14 protein-coding genes, 3 tRNA genes and 1 other RNA gene are annotated in these 19,911 nt (G+C 40.2%); 17 read left to right on the forward strand and 1 reads right to left on the reverse strand.

The window, feature by feature from the left end:
* Window positions 1-12: 12 nt before the first annotated feature.
* The 16 genes from AC4HAJ_RS01120 to glmS all read left to right on the forward strand — a co-directional run bounded on the left by AC4HAJ_RS01120 (window position 13) and on the right by glmS (window position 17,388).
* Entirely contained in the window at window positions 13-867 is an 855-nt protein-coding gene (locus AC4HAJ_RS01120) for a hypothetical protein (RefSeq protein ID WP_491078311.1), read from the forward strand.
* A 190-nt stretch (window positions 868-1,057) separates the two neighbouring features.
* Window positions 1,058-3,517, forward strand: coding sequence for a DNA topoisomerase IV subunit A (parC, locus tag AC4HAJ_RS01125; protein WP_491078312.1), 2,460 nt, complete (start codon window positions 1,058-1,060; stop codon window positions 3,515-3,517).
* 169 nt (window positions 3,518-3,686) lie between these two features.
* Window positions 3,687-4,331, forward strand: a complete 645-nt coding sequence (locus AC4HAJ_RS01130; RefSeq protein ID WP_491078313.1) for an LPXTG cell wall anchor domain-containing protein — start codon at window positions 3,687-3,689, stop codon at window positions 4,329-4,331.
* Window positions 4,332-4,496: 165 nt separating this feature from the next.
* On the forward strand, window positions 4,497-5,519 hold the full coding sequence (locus AC4HAJ_RS01135) for a branched-chain amino acid aminotransferase (protein WP_491078314.1): 1,023 nt from the start codon (window positions 4,497-4,499) through the stop codon (window positions 5,517-5,519).
* Between the two features lie 81 nt (window positions 5,520-5,600).
* Window positions 5,601-5,831: a DUF2969 domain-containing protein gene (locus AC4HAJ_RS01140; RefSeq protein WP_491078315.1), complete on the forward strand. Its 231-nt coding sequence runs from the start codon at window positions 5,601-5,603 to the stop codon at window positions 5,829-5,831.
* A 49-nt stretch (window positions 5,832-5,880) separates the two neighbouring features.
* Window positions 5,881-5,961 (forward strand) — tRNA-Tyr (locus AC4HAJ_RS01145).
* 47 nt (window positions 5,962-6,008) lie between these two features.
* Window positions 6,009-6,080, forward strand: a tRNA-Gln gene (locus AC4HAJ_RS01150).
* Window positions 6,081-6,191: 111 nt separating this feature from the next.
* A complete protein-coding gene (gene rpsA, locus AC4HAJ_RS01155) occupies window positions 6,192-7,391 on the forward strand; it encodes a 30S ribosomal protein S1 (RefSeq protein ID WP_491078316.1) in 1,200 nt (399 codons plus the stop codon).
* Between the two features lie 74 nt (window positions 7,392-7,465).
* Window positions 7,466-7,537: transfer RNA gene (locus AC4HAJ_RS01160), tRNA-Arg, on the forward strand.
* A gap of 225 nt (window positions 7,538-7,762) precedes the next feature.
* Window positions 7,763-8,113: a transfer-messenger RNA gene (ssrA, locus tag AC4HAJ_RS01165) on the forward strand.
* Window positions 8,114-8,142: 29 nt separating this feature from the next.
* A complete protein-coding gene (locus AC4HAJ_RS01170) occupies window positions 8,143-8,775 on the forward strand; it encodes a DUF3862 domain-containing protein (protein WP_491078317.1) in 633 nt (210 codons plus the stop codon).
* 146 nt (window positions 8,776-8,921) lie between these two features.
* Window positions 8,922-12,026, forward strand: a complete 3,105-nt coding sequence (locus AC4HAJ_RS01175) for a DNA polymerase III subunit alpha (RefSeq protein ID WP_491078318.1) — start codon at window positions 8,922-8,924, stop codon at window positions 12,024-12,026.
* 82 nt (window positions 12,027-12,108) lie between these two features.
* Window positions 12,109-13,122, forward strand: coding sequence for a 6-phosphofructokinase (pfkA, locus tag AC4HAJ_RS01180; protein WP_491078319.1), 1,014 nt, complete (start codon window positions 12,109-12,111; stop codon window positions 13,120-13,122).
* A gap of 71 nt (window positions 13,123-13,193) precedes the next feature.
* Entirely contained in the window at window positions 13,194-14,696 is a 1,503-nt protein-coding gene (gene pyk / locus AC4HAJ_RS01185; protein ID WP_491078320.1) for a pyruvate kinase, read from the forward strand.
* Between the two features lie 145 nt (window positions 14,697-14,841).
* A complete protein-coding gene (gene lepB, locus AC4HAJ_RS01190; RefSeq protein ID WP_491078321.1) occupies window positions 14,842-15,402 on the forward strand; it encodes a signal peptidase I in 561 nt (186 codons plus the stop codon).
* 174 nt (window positions 15,403-15,576) lie between these two features.
* A complete protein-coding gene (gene glmS / locus AC4HAJ_RS01195) occupies window positions 15,577-17,388 on the forward strand; it encodes a glutamine--fructose-6-phosphate transaminase (isomerizing) (protein ID WP_491078322.1) in 1,812 nt (603 codons plus the stop codon).
* Window positions 17,389-17,477: 89 nt separating this feature from the next.
* On the opposite strand, the gene AC4HAJ_RS01200 is transcribed toward glmS, so the two are convergent.
* Window positions 17,478-17,774, reverse strand: coding sequence for a bacteriocin immunity family protein (locus tag AC4HAJ_RS01200; RefSeq protein WP_491078323.1), 297 nt, complete (start codon window positions 17,772-17,774; stop codon window positions 17,478-17,480).
* Window positions 17,775-18,033: 259 nt separating this feature from the next.
* Here AC4HAJ_RS01200 and AC4HAJ_RS01205 point away from each other — a divergent pair, with 259 nt between their 5' ends.
* A complete protein-coding gene (locus AC4HAJ_RS01205) occupies window positions 18,034-19,908 on the forward strand; it encodes a PTS mannitol transporter subunit IIBC (RefSeq protein ID WP_491078324.1) in 1,875 nt (624 codons plus the stop codon).
* Window positions 19,909-19,911: the final 3 nt, after the last annotated feature.

A 19,911-nucleotide genomic window follows, 5' to 3' on the forward strand; every position in this document is an offset into this window, starting at 1 on the left:
TAAAGAAATTAAATGAAAAAGATTATTAGAGTTTTAGGTATATTGTTAGTGCTAGTGACTTTATCTGCTTGTCAGAAAACCAAATCAGATAAATTTGCTATTGAAGAGCTCAATAAACCATTTGTCTCTTACTATGAGGATGATACTTTTACAAAAGTAGAGTTACCAGCTTCTGCAAAAAACGATGTTAAAAGAAAATCTCGAACATCAGCAGTTTCTGAGAAGGAAGCTCGTGAAGATGTTGACTATATTCTTCAAGCTTTCTACTACGAGAATGGTGCATCAAGGCGTAAAGAGATTTTAGGAAAAACAGATGTAGAGTTATTAGATGGTCTAACGGATGAAATGTTCAACTATTTGAATGAAAGTTATGGCATGACAGTTGATCAGAAGCAAACCGTCAAGCTTGATGGTAAAACTCTTAATTTTAGGGACGAAGCTTCTAAAAGAATTTTAGCAACGATGAGGAGTCTTCAAACAGCTAATCAGTATGAGATTACTGACCTAAATGTTAAGGACAAAAAGATTACTGTAAATGCAGAGCTGCGTACCATCGATACGTATCAATATACAGTAATGTTACAAGGTTCCCCTAAATACTCTTCAACTTATTATCCATTTGCTTTGAAGTCACAATCATTCGATAAGGACAAACCTAAAGAACATGCTACTTATAAGTTTTATGAATCTGTATTGATGAACGTCGCTGTCTATGATCTTAACAAGGATAATAATTATACGGTTCCGCTTGAATACCCTAGTCGAACTCAGTCGGTAAAACTAACTTTTAAATATGACAAAAATGGTTATCTAACTGTTCCGAGGAAATCTTTACTAGCATTGACGCAAGTTAAGATAGCAGAGTAATGTGATACCCTGTTATTCGTGAATTGACACGTCTAATAACTAAATAATATCCTTATAATTGTAATTTACTGAAAGGAATTGAACATGTCCTAAAAGATTGTGTCAAAAAGATAAATCGTCTAGAAAATCAGGATTTTCTGTCGATTTCCTATTTTGATCTTGTCTTTTTTACGGGCTTTGTATCTTAATTATGAGCAATATTCAAAATATGTCCCTTGAGGACATCATGGGAGAGCGCTTTGGTCGCTACTCTAAATACATTATTCAAGAGCGGGCGCTGCCTGATATCCGTGACGGGTTAAAACCGGTTCAGCGCCGTATTCTTTATTCCATGAATAAGGACGGAAATACCCATGATAAGGGTTATCGTAAATCGGCCAAGTCAGTCGGTAATATCATGGGGAACTTCCACCCGCATGGGGATTCGTCCATCTATGATGCCATGGTCCGGATGTCCCAGGATTGGAAGAACCGTGAAATTCTCGTAGAAATGCACGGGAATAATGGTTCCATGGATGGTGATCCGCCAGCTGCCATGCGTTATACTGAGGCTCGTCTGTCAGAGATTGCGGGTTATCTGCTTCAAGATATTGATAAAGACACTGTCCCTTGGGCTTGGAATTTTGACGATACAGAGAAAGAGCCAACTGTTCTTCCAGCAGCCTTCCCAAACCTTTTGGTCAATGGTGCGACTGGTATCTCAGCTGGTTACGCTACAGACATCCCTCCTCATAATCTTTCTGAGGTTATTGATGCGGTTGTTTACATGATTGACCATCCCAAGGCTAAATTAGAAAAGCTCATGGAATTCTTACCGGGACCTGACTTTCCAACAGGTGCTATTATCCAAGGGGCTGACGAAATTCGTAAAGCCTATGAGACGGGGAAAGGCCGCGTGGTTGTTCGCTCTCGGACAGAAATTGAGTCTCTTAAAGGTGGTAAAGAGCAGATTATTGTGACGGAGATTCCTTACGATGTCAATAAGGCAGTTTTAGTTAAAAAAATTGATGACATTCGTATTAACAATAAAGTCCCCGGCATTGCTGAAGTGCGTGATGAGTCCGATCGTGATGGTTTGCGCATTGCTATCGAACTAAAAAAAGAAGCTGACAGCGAAGTCATACTTAACTATCTCTTTAAGTATACCGATCTCCAAATCAACTATAATTTCAATATGGTAGCGATTGACGATTTTACACCTCGTCAGGTTGGATTAGTGTCAATGTTGTCTAGCTACATTGCTCACCGCCGAGATATTATTTTAGCACGTTCCAAATTCGATAAGAAAAAAGCGGAAAAGCGCCTGCATATTGTGGAAGGGCTCATTCGTGTAATCTCTATTCTAGATGAAGTGATAGCCCTGATCCGTGCCTCTGAAAACAAGGCTGATGCCAAGGAAAACCTCAAGGTCAGCTATAGCTTTTCAGAAGAGCAAGCAGAAGCGATTGTCACTTTGCAGCTCTATCGTTTGACGAACACAGATATTGTGACGCTTCAGGAGGAAGAGGCGGCATTGCGGGAGCAAATTGCGTTATTAACAGCCATCATTGGAGATGAGCGTACCATGTACAATGTGATGAAGAGGGAATTGCGTGAAGTCAAGAAGGCTTTTGCTACTCCACGTCGTTCTGAGCTTCAGGCTAAGACTCAAGCTATTGAGATCGATACAGCTAGTCTCATTATTGAGGAAGAGACCTATGTTAGTGTTACCCGAGGGGGCTATGTCAAGCGTACTAGTCCACGTTCTTACAATGCTTCAACGCTAGAAGAGCTTGGTAAACGTGATGATGATCAAGTTGTACTCATACAACAGGCCAAGACCCCTCAACATTTGTTGATGTTTACGAATTTAGGTAATGTCATTTATCGTCCAGTTCATGAGTTGACGGATATTCGTTGGAAAGAAATTGGTGAACATCTGTCACAAAGTATTACCAATTTTGATTCCCAGGAAGAGATTCTTTATGCTCAAGTATTTGACGATTTTACCGAAAGTGTTTACTATGCTGTAACCCGTTATGGACAGATTAAGCGGGTTAACCAGACAGAGTTCCAACCAGGACGTAGTTACAAAACAAAGTCGGTTAAATATGCTAAGCTCAAGTCTGAGAAGGACGCCGTAGTTGCAATTGCTCCGATGACTGCCGATTCGATTATGGTAGTGACTGAAAAAGGGTATGCTCTTCACTTTAATAGCCAAGAAGTACCGGTTGTTAGTGGAAAAGCTGCCGGCGTCAAAGCCATTAATCTAAAAGATGACGATATAGTCACTTCAGCCTTTGCGATCACGACTGATACATTTTACATATTGACTCAGCGTGGCAGTCTTAAGCGTATGGCAGTTGGAGATATTCCTCTGACCAAGCGTGCTGGTCGAGGATTACAGGTGCTTCATGAATTGAAGTCTAAGCCCCATCGTATCTTTATGGCTGCTCCAGTGCGCTCAGACGCTCAAGTGGGAGAGTTGGATCTATTCTCAACAGATTCAGAGAGTACTGGAGATGAGCAGTTCCTTAAAATTATCTCTAAAACTGGTACTGTTAACCAAGTCGATCTGGCTCATTTATCCTTGTCTGGACGCACTAGCAATGGTAGCTTTATATCAGATACCATTTCAGATGAAGAAGTATTTGAAGCTTATGAAATTTAGTGATAGGCATTAAAAAGCATTCTCTGTGCTGGATTGAGAGTCTAGCGAGGATGCTTTTTTTGATTGAGACAGATAGTGTGAGGAAAGAATAGCCCAATTTAAAAACAAGTATTGAAGTTTTATTTAAGGTTTGCTATACTCTTAAGGGAATTATAAGTTTAGGAGGCTTATGATGAAAGGTTTATCAATTAATGGCCGATACTTGGTTTTGGTATCTTTAATGGTTGTTTTTGCTTTCTTCAGTGCTAGTGGGATAGTAGTGGCTGAAAGTGTTTCATCCCTACCTGATATTAGTCAGGAAGTGAGTCAGCCTGTATCAGATGATGGTCTTTCTAGTCAGATTATTACAGAGCAGACACCATCTGATCTGGATACCGTACCTATGCAAGAATCGGAGTCCCTTACTGATGAAAAGGTGGAAACAACTGATTCGCTAGCTCAAGATGTGAAACCTGCTCCAGCTATCGAGCCAAAAACTCAGCCAGTTTCTAAAAAGATAGAAGATCATAATTCTGCAGTGAGTACAGAGTCAACAGATCTTGTTGCTCACTCAGAGACTTCTGCAGGACGAAATGCGATTAGTGCAGAAGCCCAATCACAACCAAAAGCACAAGTAAATCAACCGACTTCTCAGGCAGAGTCGGTTAGGAGTAGTCAGTCAAAAGAAGAAGTGGATAGTTCCTTACAAGAACAACCTGCGGGACTTCCAGAGACAGGTGACGACAACTCACGTGCGTTAGGACTATTAGTGTTGTCCACTTTATTAGCCCTAACGACCATTGTTGTTAAAGAGAAAAGATCAAAACATCATTGATGGTATGTCAATGATGTTTTATTTTACTCAGGATAGAACCATATAGTTTTTTAAGTCTTTACAGGAAGAGAAATCAACAGAATTGTCAGAATTTTGAAAAAACGCTTGAAAATTTATTGGAAAAGGTCTACAATGTTAAGCACATGAAAGAAAGAGGTTTTTAGTATGACTGTAGACTTAGATTGGGAAAACCTAGGATTTGCTTACCATAAATTGCCATTTCGCTACATTTCTTATTATAAAGATGGTAAATGGGATGATGGTGGATTGACTGAAGATGCGACTCTACATGTTTCAGAGAGTTCTCCGGCTCTGCACTATGGGCAACAAGCTTTTGAAGGACTAAAGGCTTATCGGACAAAAGATGGTTCGATTCAGCTTTTTCGTCCTGATGAAAATGCCAAACGCCTTCAACGCACAGCAGATCGGCTCTTGATGCCTCAGGTTTCAACTGACAAATTTGTTGATGCTGTTAAACAAGTGGTTAAGGCCAATCAAGACTATGTTCCGCCATATGGGACAGGTGCTACTCTTTATCTTCGTCCTCTTCTAATTGGTGTTGGTGATGTTATCGGGGTTCATCCAGCTGAAGAGTATATTTTCACAGTTTTTGCTATGCCGGTTGGTAACTATTTTAAGGGTGGTTTGGCGCCTACAAATTTCTTGATTCAAGATGACTATGACCGAGCAGCACCGCATGGTACTGGTGCTGCTAAGGTTGGAGGTAATTATGCAGCCAGTCTTTTACCAGGAAAGTTAGCTCATGATCGTAAGTTTTCAGATGTTATCTATCTGGATCCTGCAACTCATACTAAGATTGAAGAAGTGGGATCGGCTAACTTTTTTGGCATTACCAAGGATAATGAGTTTATCACCCCATTTAGCCCTTCTATTTTGCCTTCTATTACGAAATATTCCTTGCTTTATCTCGCAAAAGAACGCTTCGGCATGACTGCTATAGAAGGAGATGTTCACATCGATGAGTTGGATAAATTTGTTGAGGCAGGTGCCTGCGGTACAGCTGCAGTTATTTCTCCCATTGGTGGTGTTCAGCATGGTGATGATTTCCATGTCTTCTACAGTGAGACAGAAGTTGGTCCTGTGACTCGCCAGCTCTATGAAGAGCTGACAGGCATTCAGTTTGGTGATAAAGAAGCACCAGAAGGTTGGATTTATAAAGTGGATTAAAGCACGAGAAAGGGCTTGCTCTTGCAAGCCTTTTTGTTTTTGTGTAAAATGAAGGAAATATTCATGAAATCGGAGAAAGAAATGGCAAAAAAAGATAAAAAAATAGAAATTCAGCTGATAGATGCAAAAGTAGAAGTATCTGGTAAGGAAATTGATGGCTATGCTATGGTTATTGGTAAGCGCTCAGTAGGCCAAATTGTTGAACTGGAAGATCAGTTTGCAACAGTGGAGCAAGGTGCTTTGGGAACGGTTTATCAGAGTATGGATCAAGCGGTAGAGAGCATCATCGAAAATTACAATTTAAATCATTAAAACGGTTGACAGTTTAGCTTTATTTATGTTAGACTAAAAACTAGTTGCTGGAGAGGTAGCGAAGTGGCTAAACGCGGCGGACTGTAAATCCGCTCCTTCGGGTTCGGGGGTTCGAATCCCTCCCTCTCCATTGGGCGTGCATATGCAGATAATTGAGTTTTACTTCAGCGTCCTTTTTGGGGTATAGCCAAGCGGTAAGGCAAGGGACTTTGACTCCCTCATGCGTTGGTTCGAATCCAGCTACCCCAGTCTGAGGTATTAGGTCATTGCCTAGGACCGTTTACTTATTACGGGTTTGCCTTAAGAAATATAGTGTTGCCAGGAGTGGGGAATCCCACTCCTGCTGGAGGATTTTTTAGAATGAATGAATTTGAAGATTTGCTAAACAGTGTTAGCGAAGTTAACCCTGGTGATGTTGTCACTGCTGAAGTTTTGACAGTTGATAATGGTCAAGCAAACGTAATCATAGAAGGTACTGGTATCGAGGGTGTTTTGACGCTTCGTGAGTTGACTAACGATCGTGAAGCAGACATCAATGACTTTGTTAAATCTGGTGATAAGATTGAAGTTCTTGTGCTTCGTCAAGTCGTTGGTAAAGATACTGATACGGTGACTTATCTTGTCTCTAAAAAACGCTTGGAAGCACGCAAAGCTTGGGATAAACTTGTTGGTCGTGAAGAAGAAGTTGTTACTGTTAAAGGCACTCGTGCTGTTAAGGGTGGACTTTCTGTCGAATTTGAAGGTCTTCGTGGCTTTATCCCTGCTTCAATGCTCGATACTCGTTTTGTACGTAATACAGAACAATTTGTAGGGCAAGATATTGAAGCTAAAATTAAGGAAGTTGATCCAGCTGAGAATCGTTTCATCCTTTCTCGTCGTGAAGTAGTAGAAGAACAAACTGCTGCTGCTCGCCAAGAAGTGTTCTCTAAACTTGAAGTTGGTTCTATTGTTACTGGTAAAGTAGCACGTCTGACAAGTTTTGGGGCTTTCGTTGATCTCGGTGGTGTTGATGGCCTTGTTCATGTGACTGAGCTATCTCATGAGCGTAATGTATCTCCAAAATCGGTAGTATCTGTTGGAGATGAAATTGATGTTAAAGTTTTGGCGATTGATGAAGAAGCTGGACGTGTATCTCTGTCATTGAAAGCTACAACGCCTGGTCCATGGGATGGTGTTGATCAGAAGTTGGCTGCCGGTGATGTTATAGACGGAACTGTTAAACGTTTGACAGACTTTGGAGCTTTTGTAGAAGTATTACCAGGTATTGATGGTTTGGTACATATTTCACAAATTTCACATAAGCGTGTTGAAAATCCAAAAGATGTGCTTTCAGTAGGTCAAGAAGTTCAAGTCAAAGTGCTTGAAGTGAATTCTGATGCAGAGCGAGTATCTCTATCAATCAAGGCTCTTCAAGAACGTCCGGCTCAAGAAGAAGGTGAATCTTCTGAAAGACGTCAATCACGTCCTCGTCGTCAAAAACGTGAAAAACGTGATTTCGAGTTGCCAGAAACTCAAACTGGTTTCTCAATGGCTGACCTTTTTGGTGATATCGAGCTATAATAATAGGAGGCTTAGGCCTCTTTTTATTTTTCTCTAGATTCTTTTGTGATGGCATGGTATAATAATAGGCGCTTCCATCCTTAGTGTAATGGATATCACGTAAGATTCCGGTTCTTGAGATAGGGGTTCGATTCCCTTAGGATGGATATGTTTAAATGGCTTATTACAAATTTATAGCCATTTAGGTTATCTGGTATTGCAGTATTAATCTAGTTGATTTTAAATAGTATCAAGGAGTCTGAGCTTTTGTTTCAGACTTTTTAGCTCTTTTTACTTTTTTTATGAACTTGAGATTCTAATGAGAAAGATATAGAGGGGGTCAGCTTTTGCTATTTTTAGGGCCTTTTGTTATAATTTAAGCATAGTTTTGCGGGGTCGTTACGGATTCGACAGGCACTATGTGATATATTTTGCGACTCGGGTGGCGCCGTTAACGCTCAGTTAAATATAACTGCAAAAAATACTAATTCTTACGCTATCGCTGCCTAAACAACAGCTAGTGTAATCTTCTATGGGATTGCTTGTGTCCCACTAGAAGGTTTTATTTAGCAGCAAGCTACGTTTGATCATTTCCTAGCTGATTAAAAAGAGACTTATAGGATCGCTAGATGAGGGCTTGAGTTATGTGCCGTCGTTTGGTTAAATCAATACATAACCTATGGTTGTAGATAAATATATTGGCAGGTGTTTGGACGTGGGTTCGACTCCCACCGGCTCCATATATTCTTGCATCTGATAAGGAGATTGAGAAATGAAGAAGTTTATGACTGGACTAGCTCTGGTGTGTGCCCTAGTGCTGTTGGGTGCTTGTCAGAAAAAGGCAGAAACCAAGTCTTCAGAGGCTGGTAATTTGTTAACCTCATCAACTAGTTCAACAGATTCTAAGGCACTGGCTGTGCGTCAAAATTTTGATGAGATTAAATTAGCTACTGCTAAGAAAAATTTTACTGATGGGACAAAATTAGCTAAGTTGAAAGAGTACTTTGGGGAACCTAGCAGTCACAAGACCGAAAAGCCTGAGTCAGGGAACATCACTCTTGATGTCTATCATTGGACAGTGGAAGGTGTGTCAGTTGAGGTCAAACTTTATAAAGATAGTGCCTTGGTTCGTTCTATTCAGGGATTTTCTTACAGTCGTAGCATGACGATAAACAAGGGCACTTTTGACAAGATCAAAAAGGGAGATAGCTATTCTGATATGGTGGCTCGCCTAGGCTCTCCGGACAGTCTATCAGAGGCTGTATCATCTGGTAAGACAGAGTTGCAGGCTGTTTGGTATAGTAATGTTAAGTCAGCTAGTAGCGATAATCAGGCTCAAATGGTTCTGATTTTCAAGAATGGTAAATTAACAGATAAGCAAGAAAGCAATATGGCTTCAAAATAATTGAAGTATTCCATTGTAATTATGAGTAGTGCTAGAAGGCTGAGATGTTTCATCTCAGTCTTTTTGAATAGTTATTATAAGGCGTAAAATTGTGAGATTCGTAGTATAATGATAGGTAGATGACTGTATGATAGAAAGGATAAGTGATGTTTGTACCCCTAGATACAAAAACTGTATATAGTTTTATGGATAGTTTGGTCGATATTTCTACCTACATCAAAAAAGGGAAGGAACTTGGCTACAGCCATCTGGGTATTATGGATCGTCATAATCTGTATGCAGCCTATCCCTTTATCACTCAAGCTCAAAAAGCGGGGATCAAGCCTGTTCTTGGACTTGAGTTGGAGGTCTTGGTGGGCGATGAGCCTTTACTAGTTCAGGCAATCGCCCTGGACACGGTTGGCTATAAACGTTTGCTTGTGTTATCAACTTTACAAATGTCTGGAGAGTTGAAACTTGAAGATTTGAACCGTGATCACCAAGGTCTTGCCTATATTTTGCCAGAGTCTACCAAGCTGATAGATCAGGACTTGGGATTTGATTTTTATATCGGTGTAACTGCTCGATCGACCCAGAAGGAGTTTGATCATCCTGTCCTTCCTATCCAAACGGTTAGATACTTTGAGGATAGTGATAGGGAAGCATTGCAGGTTTTACATGCGATTAGAGATAACCTCTCCCTAAAAGATGTTCCCTCGCCTGCTGCCCATCAGCGCTTATATGCTAGATCTGATATAGAAGCTGTCTTTAGAGAGAAGTATCCAGATAGTCTAGCTAATTTAGAAAAGTTACTCAGTCAAGTAAACTATCAGTTTGATCATAGTTTAAAACTCCCTCGTTTTAATCGGGAGAAAGAAGCACGGTTGGAATTGAGGGAAAGAGCAGAGCAGGGCTTGCTTGAAAAAGAGTTGACCTCATCTATTTATCAGGAGCGACTAGAACATGAATTAAATATCATTCATCAAATGGGGTTTGATGATTATTTTTTAATCGTTTGGGATTTGTTGCGCTTTGGTCGTAGTCGTGGCTATTATATGGGGATGGGACGTGGATCAGCAGCTGGTAGTTTGGTGGCCTATGCTTTAGACATTACAGGAATTGATCCTGTGACAAATAATCTTCTTTTTGAACGTTTTTTAAATGTTGAGCGCTATAGCATGCCTGATATTGATATCGATTTACCAGATGTTTACCGTGCTGAATTTCTGCACTATGTCAGGGAACGTTACGGAAGTCGCCATTCGGCTCAGATTGTAACCTTTTCAACTTTTGGGGCTAAGCAAGCGATTCGTGATGTTTTTAAAAGATTTGGGGCGGCTGAATATGAGTTGACTAGCATTACGAGAAAGATTGGCTTTAAGGATAATCTGCGCTTGGTTTATGATAATAATATGTCTTTTAGGCAGATTATTAATGCCAAGGCTGAGTATCAAAAGGCTTTTGCTATTGCCTTAAAAATAGAGGGGCAACCTAGGCAGACCTCCATTCATGCGGCAGGTGTTGTGATGAGCGATGATGATCTGACCAATCATATTCCTCTGAAACCTGGTGAAGATATGATGATTACCCAATATGATGCTCCTAGTGTTGAGGCAAACGGGATGCTTAAAATGGATTTTTTGGGACTCAGAAATCTGACCTTTGTGCAGCGAATGGCTGAAAAGCTTAAGGAGGAAGAGAATATTGATCTAGATATTAGGTCTATTGATCTCAATGATCCCCAAACTTTAAACTTATTTGCACAAGGTCGCACAAAAGGGATTTTTCAGTTTGAGCAAGCGGGAGCGATTAATCTCCTTAAGCGCATTAAACCTAAGACGTTTGAGGATGTTGTAGCGACCACTAGTCTCAATCGCCCGGGTGCTAGTGATTATACGGAAAATTTTATCAAACGTCGCTTTGGTAAAGAACCAGTAGACCTCATTGATCCTCTGATTGCTCCTATTTTGGAAGGTACCTATGGTATTATGCTCTATCAGGAGCAGGTTATGCAGATTGCGCAGATTTACGCTGGTTTTACCTTAGGTAAAGCCGATCTCTTGCGCCGAGCAATGTCCAAAAAAAATGCGACAGAGATGCAGGAAATGAAAGCTGATTTCATGTCGGGGGCTAAGGCATTGAAGCGTGATATGGTGATTGCTGAGGATCTATTTCAAAGAATGGCCAAATTTGCCGGTTATGGCTTTAATCGCAGTCACGCTTTTGCTTATTCTGCTTTAGCCTTCCAGTTAGCCTATTTTAAGGCCCATTATCCCTCAATTTTTTACGATGTCATGCTTAATTATTCAAGCAGTGATTATATTACGGATGCCTTGGATTCTGGCTTTCAGATAGGACGTTTGACTATCAATAATATCCCTTATACGGATAAGATTTCTCATGGGCAGATTTATATGGGGCTGAAAAACTTGAAGGGCTTCCCTAGAGACTTGGCTTACTGGATTATTGAGCAGCGTCCCTTTGCGTCGGTGGAAGATTTTTTCACCCAGTTACCTCGACAGTATCAAAAGTTGGAGCTCGTGATTCCTTTGGTCAAGATTGGTCTTTTTGATTCTTTTGATTCCAATCGTAAAAAAATAGAAGACAATATTGAAGCACTTTTCACCTTTGTCAATGAATTAGGCAGTCTCTTTGCAGAATCCTCCTATCATTGGGTAGAAGCCCAGGACTATACAGCCAGTCAAAAATATGACATGGAAGTAGAATTGCTTGGTGTAGGGATTAGCCCGCATCCTTTAGCTATCCTCTCTAAGGAGTTGCGTGGCTCCTATACACCTTTTGATGATCTAATAGAGCAAGAACAAGTTACAGTACTTGGTCAAATCGAGAGTGTACGTGTTATTAGAACCAAGTCAAAAGGAGAGCAGATGGCCTTTTTGAGCCTTAGTGATACTAAGCGTAGACTCGATGTTACTCTCTTTCCGGAAACGTATAAAGTTTGGCAAGCATCCTTAAAAGAAGGAGATATTGTTTATGTTAGTGGTCGCACGCAAGAGAGAAATGGGGCCTTGCAGCTAATAATGCAATCTTTAGAGACGGTTAGTCGTGAAAGATTTTGGATACAAGTAGACAATCATGATAAGGATCAGGAAATCGCAGAGATATTAAAGCGCTATCCAGGGAATATACCAGTAGTATTGCACTATCAAGATAGCAATCAAACACTGCAGAGTCATAAGATCCATGTTTCAAAATCTCAAGAACTTCAAAATGAGCTTCAGGCAGTGACGTTGAAAACGATTTATCACTAAAAACTTGTTAGAAATAGAAGCATTTTAATACTGAGTGTGCTATAATTAAAGGGTTAAAAAGAAAAAAGGAGTATCAGGTAGAATGAAACGTATTGCTGTTTTGACCAGTGGTGGAGATGCCCCTGGGATGAACGCTGCTGTTCGTGCAGTTGTTCGTAAAGCAATTGCTGAAGGCATGGAAGTCTTCGGTATTAATCGTGGTTATGCTGGTATGGTCGATGGGGATATCATTCCTTTTGATGCTAAAAGTGTAACTGACATTATTAATCGTGGTGGAACCTTTCTTCAGTCTGCTCGTTACCCTGAGTTTGCCACTCTTGAGGGCCAACTTAAAGGGATTGAGCAGCTAAAAAAACACGGCATAGAAGGTGTTGTCGTTGTTGGTGGTGATGGTTCTTATCACGGTGCCATGCGCTTGACTGAGCATGGCTTCCCTGCTGTTGGTCTTCCAGGTACGATAGATAATGATATCGTTGGTACTGATTACACTATTGGATTTGATACTGCTGTAACAACAGCCGTAGATGCCCTGGATAAACTTCGTGACACATCCTATAGTCATAACCGTACCTTTGTTGTTGAGGTGATGGGACGTAATGCTGGTGATATTGCTCTTTGGGCTGGTATTGCAGCTGGTGCTGATCAAATTATTGTTCCAGAAGAAGATTATGATATCAATGACGTTGTTGCCAAGGTAAAAGACGGCTATGAAAACAAGGGCAAGAAGCGCCATATCATTGTCTTGGCTGAAGGTGTTATGGGTGCCGATGAATTTGCTGCGAAGATGAAGGAAGCTGGTGATACTAGCGATCTTCGTGCGACAAATCTTGGTCATATTGTGCGTGGAGGAGCTCCGACAGCACGTGATCGTGTACTTGCTTCATGGATGGGTGCCCACGCTGTTGACTTACTTAAAGAAGGCCGAGGTGGTCTTGCTATTGGTATCCATGATGAAGCATTGGTAGAGAGTCCAATCCTAGGAACAGCTGAGGAAGGTGCCCTATTTAGTCTAGCTGAAGATGGTAGCATTATCGTTAACACTCCGCATAAAGCTCGCCTTGACTTTGCTGATTTGGCACGTAGCTTAACTTACTAATTATTATTTTTTTAAAAAACTAGTTAAATCTGTCCCAATAGGGATTTAAAATAGAGGGAGTTCATATTATCATGAATAAACGCGTAAAAATTGTTGCAACACTCGGTCCTGCGGTAGAAATCCGTGGCGGTAAGAAATTTGGTGATGATGGCTATTGGGGTGAAAGCCTCGATCATGAAGCATCAGCACAAAATATTGCTAACCTAATCAGTGAAGGTGCTAATGTCTTTCGTTTTAACTTCTCACATGGTGATCATGCAGAGCAAGGTGAACGTATGGAAGTTGTGCGTAAAGCTGAGGAAATTGCTGGTCAAAAAGTTGGTTTCTTGCTTGATACAAAAGGACCTGAAATTCGTACTGAGTTGTTTGCAGATGATGCGAAAGAATACTCTTACAAAACTGGTGACAAACTTCGTGTTGCTACAAAACAAGGAATCCAATCTACTAAAGATGTTATTGCATTGAATGTTGCTGGTGCCCTTGATATTTACGATGATGTTGAAATTGGTAAACAAATTCTTGTAGATGATGGTAAGCTTGGTCTTCGTGTTGTTGGGAAAGACGATGCTACTCGTGAATTCGAAGTTGAAGTTGAAAACGATGGTATCATTGCTAAACAAAAGGGTGTTAATATCCCTAATACTAAAATTCCATTCCCAGCTTTGGCAGAACGTGATAATGCAGATATCCGCTTTGGTTTGGAACAAGGACTTAACTTCATCGCAATTTCATTCGTACGTACAGCTAAAGATGTGAACGAAGTGCGTGCTATCTGTGAAGAAACAGGTAATGGTCATGTTAAATTGTTGGCTAAGATTGAAAACCAACAAGGGATTGAAAACATCGATGAAATTATCGAAGCTGCTGATGGTATCATGATTGCGCGTGGTGACATGGGTATTGAGGTACCATTTGAAATGGTTCCAGTCTACCAAAAAATGATCATCACCAAGGTTAATGCTGCTGGTAAAATTGTTGTTACAGCGACAAATATGTTGGAAACAATGACTGATAAGCCACGTGCAACTCGTTCTGAAGTTTCTGATGTCTTCAACGCTGTTATCGATGGTACAGATGCTACTATGCTTTCTGGTGAGTCTGCCAATGGTAAATATCCTCGTGAATCCGTTCGTACAATGGCTACGATTGATAAAAATGCTCAAACTCTTTTGAAAGAGTACGGTCGTTTGGATTCTTCAAAATTTGAACGTTCTACCAAGACAGATGTAGTGGCTTCTGCTGTTAAAGATGCTACTAACTCTATGAATATCAAGTTGGTTGTGACCATTACAGAATCTGGAAACACTGCTCGTTTGATTTCTAAATATCGTCCGGAAGCTGATATCTTAGCTGTTACTTTCGATGAAAAAATCCAAAAATCATTGATGCTTAACTGGGGTGTTATTCCAATTATTGCTGATAAACCTGCATCAACTGATGACATGTTTGAAGTGGCTGAACGTGAAGCTGTTAAGTCTGGTCTTGTACAATCAGGTGACGATATTGTGATTGTTGCTGGTGTACCTGTAGGTTCAGGCGGTACAAACACTATGCGTGTTCGCACAATCAAATAAGATAGAAAGAGTCCGAAAGGGCTTTTTTATTATTTGCTATTGAATCATTTAATTAGAACATCGCTAGAGAATGTTGACTGAGGATTAGCCACCTTTTAAAATTGTTGTCATCATGTTATAATGGTGAGGATTGAAAGGAGCACTAATGGTAAGACGTGATCTCATAAGAAATATTTTGCTCGCTTTGATTGTTATTTTAATAGTCATATTGTTTCGTATTTTCTTCTTTTCAACCTTCAAGGTAACGGATGATAGTAGCAATCATTATCTAGCATCCGGTGATATTGTCACTATTGCTAAGCAACGTTCCCCCTTGGTAAGAGATTTTGTCGTCTATGAGGTAGATGGTAAGGAGTATATGGGCCGGATCATTGCTAAGGAAGGGCAAGAAGTCACATCAATGGATGATGTTCTTTATGTTGATCACAAGGTCAACAAAGAACCCTATCTAAAAAAAGATAAGAATCGTTTTTTAAAAACAGCCCAAGCTGATCATTTTTATACAGAAGATTTTTCAATTAATAGCTTAAATGGAAATGATAAGACTAATACGATTTCTAAAGATAGTTATCTGATTTTAAATGATAATCGGCAAAATAAGCAGGACAGCCGTTCATTTGGTCTGATTAAGAAGAGTCAGATTAAGGGAGTAGCCTCTACTCGTATTTGGCCTTTGGATAAATTTGGATTTATCTCAGTAGAGTAAAGCAGCCTGGCACGGCTGTTTTTCTTTTTGGTAATTGAACTATACCAATTTTTGAAGTTGACAAATAAATAGGCTTTATTTATAATGTATTCATAGTTTATAAATAAAAAAAGACTATACCAATTAAGGATAAAATTAAAAAGGAGAGGCAGTTTAATTCTGCCGATTAATTGTATGTGTGGAATTGTTGGTGTCGTAGGTAATGCTAATGCGACAGATATTTTGATTCAAGGATTGGAAAAATTAGAATACCGTGGTTATGATTCTGCTGGTATTTATGTTACCGATGGGCAGTCTAATCATCTGATTAAAGCAGTTGGGCGAATTGCTCAATTGGAAGAAAAGGTAGGAGATACCAAGGGAACAGCAGGAATTGGTCATACACGCTGGGCAACTCATGGACCAGCTAGCGAAGTTAATGCCCATCCACATCAATCCCAAACATCACGTTTTACCCTGGTGCATAATGGTGTGATTGAAAACTATTTGACTATCAAGGAAACTTATTTGACTGGTCATGATTTTAAAGGGCAAACTGATACTGAAATTGCTGTTCATTTGATTGGTAAGTTTGTTGAAGAAGATGAGCTACCTGTTCTTGAAGCTTTTAAGAAAGCCTTGTCTATTATTGAAGGATCTTATGCATTTGCGCTTATGGATTCAGAGGATTCAGAGACTATTTATGTTGCTAAAAACAAATCTCCTCTTTTGATTGGTCTGGGAGATGGTTATAATATGGTCTGTTCCGATGCTATGGCTATGATCCGTGAAACAAACCAATTTATGGAAATTCATGATAAAGAATTGGTTATTGTAAAAGCATCCGGTGTAGAGGTTCAGGATTATAATGGTAAGGTTCAGGAACGCTCTAGCTATACAGCAGAGTTGGATCTTTCCGATATTGGTAAAGGAACTTATCCATTTTATATGCTCAAGGAGATTGACGAACAGCCTACTGTTATGCGCAAGTTAATCAACACTTATGCTGACGCAGCTGGTAAGATGACAGTCGATAAGGATATTATTTCCTCAGTTCAAGAAGCTGATCGTCTTTATATATTGGCGGCTGGTACTTCTTACAATGCTGGTTTTGCAGCTAAGTCTATGCTGGAGCAATTGACTGATACACCTGTTGAGCTCGGAGTTGCTTCAGAATGGGGTTACAATATGCCACTTTTGAGCAAAAAGCCTATGTTTATTTTGCTCAGCCAGTCTGGTGAAACAGCAGATAGTCGTCAAGTATTGGTTAAGGCTAATGAGATGGGAATTCCAAGCTTAACAGTGACCAATGTTCCGGGATCCACTCTATCACGTGAAGCTAGCTATACCATGCTTCTGCATGCTGGACCTGAAATTGCGGTTGCTTCTACCAAGGCTTACACAGCTCAAATAGCAGCACTTGCCTTTTTGGCTAAGGCTGTTGGTGAGGCTAATGGTAAGCAAGAAGCTATTGATTTTGATCTTGTGCATGAATTATCTATTGTGGCACAGTCTATTGAGTCAACACTTTCTGAAAAAGATCTTATTGCCGATAAGGTCTCTGCCCTTCTTCCAGATAGTCGTAATGCTTTCTATATTGGACGTGGTAACGATTATTATGTGGCGATGGAAGCTTCGCTGAAGTTAAAGGAAATTTCCTATATTCAATGTGAAGGTTTTGCGGCAGGTGAATTAAAGCATGGAACCATTTCATTGATTGAAGAAGGCGTACCTGTATTAGCCTTGATTTCTTCGAGTGAGGGGGTTGCGGCTCATACTCGTGGTAATATACAAGAGGTTGCAGCACGTGGGGCTAATGTCCTTACGATTGTAGAGGAAGGACTAGCTCAAGATGGTGATGATATTGTTGTCAATAAGGTTCATCATTATTTAGCAAGTATTTCCATGGTTATTCCGACACAATTAATTGCTTATTATGCTTCTTTACAGCGTGGTTTGGATGTTGATAAGCCACGTAATCTTGCTAAGGCGGTTACAGTTGAATAATAGTATCAACGATCTCAATCTGATGTTGAGATCGTTTTCTAATAAAAAAATGAGATCCAGCTGCGCTAGGATCTCGTTTTTCTTAGCTATTAGTACCCATATCTAATGTAAGAGAGTTTTCTAATTGTGGTTAGGTATTCTTCTGCTTGATTAGTCAATAGGATGTGATTTTCTCTTAGAACTTTAGAGACTGCGATATTGAAGCCAGTTAAAATAGCAGGAATTGGTATTTGTCTTTCTTCTAGTTTTCTTTGATAAGTTTTTAGTACTTCTTGTAAGGCCTGACTGTCCTCTATTTTTCTTACTTCCTTAATCAGGTTTTTGAGGGTGGATAGAGCAAGATCTTGTCTTTCCTCGCTGCCTGCAAACCATTTTAGTGGAGCCATATGATTTCCTTCTTTCTAAGCAACTGCATTACTAGGATTTTAACTCTTATAGGAGATATGGATAGGTTTAATCTCTGGTTTAGTATAATCTATTTTGATCTATTTGTGGGCGTCATGTCATGAACGGTAGTGATTTTGTCATGAATGGTTAGGATATTGAAGAAGAGAGGGTTATGACAATTTTTTTTTGCCAAAATTTGAGTGTTATGGCAAAAAATTTTCTCCTATAATAGACTCATAGAAAAAGGAGGATTTATCTATGAATGAAGGTAATTCTTTGAAACTCAGAATCCAAAAGTTGGGGACTGCGCTTTCTAATATGGTTATGCCAAACATTCCAGCCTTAATTGCTTGGGGTGTTTTGACGGCCTTGTTTATTCCGGATGGTTATTTGCCAAATCCACAACTCAATCTAATCGTTAATCCTATGTTGGTGTATTTGATTCCAACTTTGATTGGATTTACAGGTGGTAAGAATATTTATGAACACCGCGGAGGTGTTGTTGGTGCTATTGCCACTTTTGGTGCTATCACTGGTACCCAAGGTAGCTTGATGGTCAATAGTCTGATCAGTGGACTGGATCCGGCGACTATGTCTGCCAGTGAATTTGTCACTAAATATTCAGATATTGTGGCTAATGGTAAACCCAATGTTACTATGATTGTCGGTGCTATGATCATGGGACCTCTAGGAGCTTGGTGTATCAAGAAGTTTGATGAAGTTGTTCAGCCTAAGGTCAAAACTGGCTTTGAAATGTTGGTGAATAATTTCTCTGCTGGTCTTATCGGCTTTGGTCTGATGTTGGTTGCCTATTTTGGTGTCGGTCCCATTGTTGCGACTTTGACGGAATGGGTTGGTCAAGGGGTTGAGGCTATTGTAAAGGTTCATTTGTTGCCATTGGCTAATGTGATCATTGAACCTGCTAAAATTCTATTCCTCAATAATGCCCTTAATCATGGTATCTTCACGCCACTTGGTACTGAGCAAGTGGCAGAAGCGGGTAAATCGGTCTTCTTCTTGCTTGAAGCTAATCCTGGTCCTGGTTTGGGAATTCTTATTGCTTATGCTTTATTTGGTAAGGGTTCTGCTAAATCTTCATCATGGGGGGCAATGATTATCCACTTCTTTGGTGGTATTCATGAAATTTACTTCCCTTATGTCATGATGAAACCAGCTATGTTTTTAGCTGTCATTGCCGGTGGTGTGTCAGGGACATTTACCTTCCAGCTTCTAGATGCCGGGCTTAAGTCGCCTGCATCTCCTGGTTCTGTCATTGCTATTATGCTAATGTCTCCTAAGGGGATCGGTGCGCATTTGGCAGTTTTAGGTGGTATCTTGGTTGCGACAGTCGTTTCTTTCCTTATCGGAGCAATTATTTTGAAGGCTGATAAGTCTGACATCTCATTGGAAGAAGCTCAAGCAGCGACTCAGGCGGCTAAGGCAGAATCAAAAGGACAGTCTGAAGAAGTAGCGCTGGCTGATTCAAATGCTATTACGAGTGATAATATTAAGCAAATTATCTTTGCCTGTGATGCGGGTATGGGTAGCTCAGCTATGGGTGCCTCTATCTTGCGTGATAAGGTGAAGAAATCAGGTCTGGATATTCCAGTGACTAATATGGCTATATCTAACTTGACTGATAAAGATCACACCTTGATTGTCACTCAAGAAGAGTTGGCTGCTCGTGCAGCAGAGCGAACACCAAGTGCAGCCCATGTAATGGTTGATAATTTCTTAGCAACACCTAGATATGATGAAATTGTCAGTCTCTTGGCTGGTGAGGCTCAAGGAGGTGCAACAACTGCTGCTCAGACTAATGAAGCCGATCGTGATGGCGTTGATTTAAACTATATTGACGAAGCTGTGTTTGCTTATGGACTTGCAGAAGGGTCAGCGACTATGGGACAAGCGACTTTAGAGGTGATCTTTAAGGCAAATGGAATCGGTATTCCAATTTCCAAGGTAGCTAATGCTCAGTTGGGTAACTTCAATGCTAAAAATATCCTGATTATTACCTCTATTGCCAATCAATCAGATGCTCAAAAATTTGCGCCAGATGCTCAGTTCTTAGTTGTTGATAGTTTGGTGACTACACCAGAGTATGACAAGATGGTTGATCGGATGCATAAATAAGGC

The organism is Streptococcus sp. ALY_211 (assembly GCF_058314555.1).

Coding starts and splice junctions, on each gene's coding strand:
- AC4HAJ_RS01130 (WP_491078313.1), top strand. CDS start 3,687: ATGATGAAAGGTTTATCAATTAATGGCCGATACTTGGTTTTGGTATCT.
- parC (WP_491078312.1), top strand. CDS start 1,058: ATGAGCAATATTCAAAATATGTCCCTTGAGGACATCATGGGAGAGCGC.
- lepB (WP_491078321.1), top strand. CDS start 14,842: ATGGTAAGACGTGATCTCATAAGAAATATTTTGCTCGCTTTGATTGTT.
- AC4HAJ_RS01200 (WP_491078323.1), bottom strand. CDS start 17,774: ATGGCTCCACTAAAATGGTTTGCAGGCAGCGAGGAAAGACAAGATCTT.
- AC4HAJ_RS01120 (WP_491078311.1), top strand. CDS start 13: ATGAAAAAGATTATTAGAGTTTTAGGTATATTGTTAGTGCTAGTGACT.
- AC4HAJ_RS01140 (WP_491078315.1), top strand. CDS start 5,601: ATGGCAAAAAAAGATAAAAAAATAGAAATTCAGCTGATAGATGCAAAA.
- glmS (WP_491078322.1), top strand. CDS start 15,577: ATGTGTGGAATTGTTGGTGTCGTAGGTAATGCTAATGCGACAGATATT.
- pyk (WP_491078320.1), top strand. CDS start 13,194: ATGAATAAACGCGTAAAAATTGTTGCAACACTCGGTCCTGCGGTAGAA.
- AC4HAJ_RS01175 (WP_491078318.1), top strand. CDS start 8,922: ATGTTTGTACCCCTAGATACAAAAACTGTATATAGTTTTATGGATAGT.
- AC4HAJ_RS01205 (WP_491078324.1), top strand. CDS start 18,034: ATGAATGAAGGTAATTCTTTGAAACTCAGAATCCAAAAGTTGGGGACT.
- rpsA (WP_491078316.1), top strand. CDS start 6,192: ATGAATGAATTTGAAGATTTGCTAAACAGTGTTAGCGAAGTTAACCCT.
- AC4HAJ_RS01170 (WP_491078317.1), top strand. CDS start 8,143: ATGAAGAAGTTTATGACTGGACTAGCTCTGGTGTGTGCCCTAGTGCTG.
- pfkA (WP_491078319.1), top strand. CDS start 12,109: ATGAAACGTATTGCTGTTTTGACCAGTGGTGGAGATGCCCCTGGGATG.
- AC4HAJ_RS01135 (WP_491078314.1), top strand. CDS start 4,497: ATGACTGTAGACTTAGATTGGGAAAACCTAGGATTTGCTTACCATAAA.